Below are 2,478 nucleotides of genomic sequence, written 5' to 3' on the forward strand. Positions count from 1 at the left end.
AGGCCGCGCTGGCGGCCGCTATCGGCGACGACGCCGAGCAGCGGCAGGGCGAACGCGTAGGGCAGGGCGAAGGCCGAGCCCTGGAGCAGGCCGAGCTGGGTGTCGCTCAGCCCCAGCGCCTGCTTCAGCGGGGTCGCGAGCAGGGTGAGGAGAAACCGGTCGCTGAAGGCCATGAACTGGATCGATGCCAGCAGCGCGACCAGCGCCCAGCCCTCGAGACCGGCCCGCGCGGGCATCGTGCCAGGAGGCGGGTCGTAGGAAGCCGGTGACATCACGGGGTCAGTCGAGGGCACGCGACCACGCGGTCAGCAGGCGCGCGGCGCTCTCGCCGGCCGGAGGCTCGCCGCGGGCAGCGGCGCGGGGAACGCGCATCTCGGCGCGGTAGCGACCCGGCGGCAGGCCGAACGTGCTGCGGAAGGCGCGGCTGCAATGGCTCTCGCTGGCGAAGCCGTGATCGAAGGTGAGGGTGGTGATCGAGCGCGTCTCGACCGGATTGCGCAGGGCGGCGCCCAGCCGTTCGAGGCGACGGGCTAGGATGTGCTGCGCGACGCCGCCCGTCGGCTCGAACAGGCGGTAGAGCGCGCTGCGCGACAGCGCGGCTCCGCGCGCGACCGTCGCCACATCCAGTGTCGGGTCGTTCAGCCGCGCTTCGATGAACGCCTCGGCCCGCCGCCGCCGCAGATCGGCGATGATGCCCCCCGCCGCCTCGTCGTCGGGCCGCACCTGCCCGAGGGCTCCCGCCAGCAACTCGGTCAGGGCGCGGGCGGTGCTCCCCGCGGTGTCCGGCGTAGTCGTGGCGGCCCGCCGGGCGAGCGACCCGATCAGGTCGCCGAGCAGGCCCGACACCGCTTCCGGCAGAACCTGCCCGTGATAGCGGCCCGCCTCGGGCGCCGCCGCCTCCACCAGTTCCCGGCTCAGGCTCACGGTCACGGTGCGCGCCGATTCGAGGCGTGTGCGCTGCGGGCGCGTGAGATCGAACAGGATGATGTCGCCGGGGGCGAGACGGCGCTCCGCGTCGAGGGCACCGCCGTGGAAGGTGCCGCTGCGCAGGTATTGAAGCGTGAAGTGGTCGAAGCCGTCGCGGCGCACACGGGTTCGGTCGCGCCGATGCTCGACCCCGCTCAAGGCGCGCTCGAAGACGTTCATCCGGCCGAACCGATGCGCCTCCACGCGGGCGTGAAACGGCGCATCGGTCGCGCTGACATCGGTTCCGCCCGCGTAGAGCGTCCGATAGCCCTCGAAGCCGTCGGTTTCGGAGGAGAATGTAAAAAATCGGTCTGACACGAGATCAAAGACAAAAAAGGATAACCGATGCGCAGCGTCCGCTTTATCGGAGGCTTCGGTGTCATTCGCAAGTGCAAGATGCTGCCAAGACTTTTCAGCCCGCACTTGTCTGCGCGGTGTTATCCCATCGACCATCGACCCGTCCGAGCCTCTTGATCCGGCCCCGGCCCTGCGTCCATGGTGTCGGCATCGCTCCGCGTCCGCGTCACGATGCGGCCAAGCTCGCCCCGTAAGCATCCGGCCCGCCGGGAGCCCGCCTCCGGTCACGGACGTCGACGGCGTTTCGTGCCCGGCGCGAAGCCTTGCTTTGACGACCCGAGAGCCCACCTTCCCCCGATGCGCGACGCGGACGCCCCGATACCAAAGCCGACGGCTCTCGCCGACGGATCGGAAGCCGAGGATGTCCCGTTCGGAGCGCTTCAACCCTGCGTTGGCATCCGTGACTGGCTGCTCGGCGAGGGCGCTCGCCTGCCGAAGGCCGACGACCTCCTCGCGGGACTGGCCGAGCGTCTCAACGCCATCGGCGTGCCGATCGACCGCGCCTCCACCGCCATCGACACGCTGCACTCCGAGTATTCGGGCGTCGGCCGCGTCTGGACCCGCGGCGCCGGCTCGACGGTGCGGCTGTTCCCGCACGGCGAGGTCTCGACGAAGGCCTATCATGCCAGCCCGTTCTACGTGGTGCATGAGACCGGCGAGTGGCTGAGCCTCGACCTCGCCGAGACCGCCGACGACGCCTACGCCATCATTCCCGAGCTCAAGGCCGCCGGGTACACGCACTACCTCGTCGCCCCGCTGATCTTCACCAACGGCACGAAGAACGGCATCACCTTCGCCACGCGCGCCGAGGGCGGGTTCCGCGACGACGACATCGCGATCCTGCGCTTCGTCATGCCCGCGCTCGCCGCGGTGATGGAGATGCGGCTGCTCAACAAGCAGCTCGACACGGTGCTGCGCATCTATGTCGGCGACGAGCCGCACCGGGCGATCCTCTCCGGCGACATCCGGCGCGGGCAGGTGCGCCGTATCCGCTCGGCGATCCTGTTCGCCGATATGCGCGACTACACGCGCCTGTCGGCCGACCGGACGCCGGAGGGCGCGGTCGATCTCCTCAACGCCTTCTTCGACTGCCTCGTCCCGCCGATCGAGCGGGAGGGCGGCGAGGTGCTGAAATATCTCGGCGACGGGCTGCTC

At 70.2% G+C, this 2,478-nt stretch carries 2 protein-coding genes and 1 pseudogene; 1 reads left to right on the forward strand and 2 read right to left on the reverse strand.

Annotation, left to right across the window (positions count from 1 at the left end; all coding sequences use genetic code 11):
• Positions 1-272, reverse strand: a pseudogene (locus MFF42_RS25275) (MFS transporter); the annotation flags it as partial.
• Between the two features lie 7 nt (positions 273-279).
• Positions 280-1,284 (reverse strand): helix-turn-helix domain-containing protein, encoded by a 1,005-nt coding sequence (locus MFF42_RS25280; protein WP_238258728.1) that lies wholly within the window; start codon positions 1,282-1,284, stop codon positions 280-282.
• Positions 1,285-1,620: 336 nt separating this feature from the next.
• On the opposite strand from MFF42_RS25280, the gene MFF42_RS25285 reads away from it, so the two are divergent.
• Positions 1,621-2,478 (forward strand): adenylate/guanylate cyclase domain-containing protein (locus tag MFF42_RS25285; RefSeq protein WP_238258729.1); only part of this gene is annotated, 858 nt, incomplete at its 3' end.

The sequence above is a fragment of the Methylorubrum podarium genome, from assembly GCF_022179745.1.
In the GTDB taxonomy this organism is placed as follows: Bacteria; Pseudomonadota; Alphaproteobacteria; order Rhizobiales; family Beijerinckiaceae; genus Methylobacterium; species Methylobacterium podarium.